This window comes from Streptomyces roseochromogenus subsp. oscitans DS 12.976 (genome assembly GCF_000497445.1).
Taxonomy (GTDB): domain Bacteria; phylum Actinomycetota; class Actinomycetes; order Streptomycetales; family Streptomycetaceae; genus Streptomyces; species Streptomyces oscitans.
This window is the reverse complement of record NZ_CM002285.1, coordinates 2,774,079-2,776,513: the sequence shown is the minus strand read 5'-3', so window position 1 is coordinate 2,776,513 and position 2,435 is coordinate 2,774,079. Positions and strand designations below refer to the sequence as shown.

At 74.1% G+C, this 2,435-nt stretch carries 1 protein-coding gene; it reads left to right on the top strand.

What is annotated here, in order from left to right:
- Positions 1-377: 377 nt before the first annotated feature.
- Positions 378-2,435 (top strand): ATP-binding protein (locus M878_RS61815; protein ID WP_023546567.1); only part of this gene is annotated, 2,058 nt, incomplete at its 3' end.

The following is a 2,435-nucleotide window of genomic DNA, read 5'->3' as shown; positions in this document are numbered from 1 at the left end:
CGCCTGGCCCGCGAGGCCGCCCGGGCCCGGCGCGTCACCCGCCAGGAGGCCGCAGCCGGCCACGACGGCACGGCTGCCGAGTCCCATACCGGCCGCTCCCGCCGGCGCCGGATCCCGCGCACCGCATGAACCCCGGACCGCCGGACCGGGGCCGGACGGAGGGCGGTCGCACGGGGGTCGGCCGCCTTCCGGACCCTCCCGACCGGGGTCGTACGACCGCCCATCGAGGTAGTACGGCTCGTCCATCTGCCCTATCTGCTCCATCTGTTCCATCCGTTCCGTCTGTTCCGTCTGCGGATACGACTCTCCCGGCTGTCGGTAGGACGATCACACCGGAGCTGTGGAAAACGGGTGCCCTGCCGTCCGGACCTCGTGCGATGCTCGGGCCCGTGGAGACCAGGTCCGTCAGTCCCGTGTTCGTCGGCCGCACCGACGAACTGGACACGTTGAACGACAAACTCGCCCGCGCCCGCGCCGGCGAGCCGCAGGCGCTGCTGCTCGGCGGCGAGGCCGGGGTCGGCAAGACCCGCCTCGTCGAGGAGTTCGCCACGGCCGCCGCCCGGCACGCGGTCGTCGCCGTCGGCGGCTGTGTGGAGATCGGCGCCGACGGGCTGCCGTTCGCCCCCTTCTCCACCGCGCTGCGCGCCCTGCGCGACGCCCTGCCCGATGAGTTCGCCGCCGCCGCGCGGGGACAGGAGGAGGAACTGGCCCGCCTCCTGCCCGACCTGGGCGAGGCCGGCGCCGGCCGCCATGACGAGCAGGGCATGGCCCGTCTGTTCGAGCTGACCGCCCGCCTTTTGGAACAGGTCGCCGCCACACAGCCGGTCGTGCTGGTCCTGGAGGACCTGCACTGGGCCGACGCCTCCACCCGCCACCTCCTCGCCTACCTCTTCCGCACGCTGCGCGCCGGCCGGCTCCTCGTCCTCGCCAGCTACCGCTCCGACGACATCCACCGCCGCCACCCCCTGCGCCCTCTGCTGGCCGAACTCGACCGCCTGCGCACCGTCCGCCGTATCGAACTCGCCCGCTTCACCCGCGAGGAGGTCGGCCGCCAGATCGCCGGCATCCTCGCCGCCGAACCCGACCCCGCCCGCGTGGACGAGATCTTCGAACGCTCCGACGGCAACGCCTTCTTCGTCGAGGAACTCGCCGTCGCGGCCTCGGAGGGATGCTGCACCGGCCTGACCGACTCCCTGCGCGATCTGCTGCTGGTCCGGGTCGAGGCGCTGCCCGAGAGCGCCCAGCGGGTCGCCCGGATCGTCGCCGAGGGCGGCTCCACCGTGGAGTACCCGCTGATCGCCGCCGTCGCCGGGCTCACCGAGGACGACCTCATCGAGGCGCTGCGGGCCGCCGTCGGCGCCAACCTCCTCACCGCCACCCGGGCCGGCGACGGCTACCGCTTCCGGCACTCACTGGTCCGCGAGGCCGTCGCCGACGACCTGCTGCCCGGCGAACGTTCCCGCCTCAACCGCCGCTACGCCGAAGCCCTGGAGGCCGACCCCGCGCTCGTCCCGGCCGACGCGCGCGTGATGCGCCTGGCCAGCTACTGGTACCACGCCCACGACGCCGCCAAGGCCCTGCCCGCCGTCCTGGACGCCTCCGTCGTGGCCCGCCGGCGGCACGCCTACACCGAGCAACTCGGGCTCCTGGAACGGGCGATGGAGCTGTGGGACAGCGTCCCCGAGGAGGTGCGCTCCGCCCTGCGCCCCGTCGACTACACCGAGGTCTACCCTCCGTGCGGCTGCGACCCGGCCACCGCCCCGCTGCGCTATCTCGACCTGATGGCCGAGGCCGCCGTCGCGGGCCGCTTCGGCGGCGAACGCGAACGCGCCCTGAAGATCACCAAGCGGGCGCTGCGCCTGCTCGAAGACGACCCGGACCCCTTGCGCGCCGCCTGGTTCTGGGTGCAGCGCTCCCGGCTTGTGCAGGCCCAGGCTCGCGGCGACGGCTGGCAGGAACTGGGCACCGCCCAGGACCTGGTGCGCGGCCTGCCCCCGTCCGAGGTGCACGCCGAGGTGCTGGCCCTCGCCGCCGGCTGGTCCATGCTGCACCGGCCCGGACCCGAGGCCTTCGCCGCCGCCGAGCGTGCCGTGGAGTACGCGCGCATGGTCGGTGCCCGCCACATCGAACTGCACGCCCGCCTCACCCTCGGCGGCCTCCGGGTTGACTCCGGTGACTACGAGACGGGCCTGGCGGAGATGCGGCAGGTGCTGCGGGACACCCTCGCGGAGGGCGTGCACGATGTCGCGGGCCGCGCCTATGTGAACCTGCCGTCCGAGCTGCAGAGCGTCGGCCGCGACCGGGAGGCCGCCCCCCTCCTGCACGAAGGCATCGCCTTCGCCCGCCGGTACGGGCTGCTGGACTCCGAGGCATGGATGCGGGGGAACCTGTCCGAGGCGCTCTACTCGCTCGGACAGTGGACCGAAGCCGCCGAG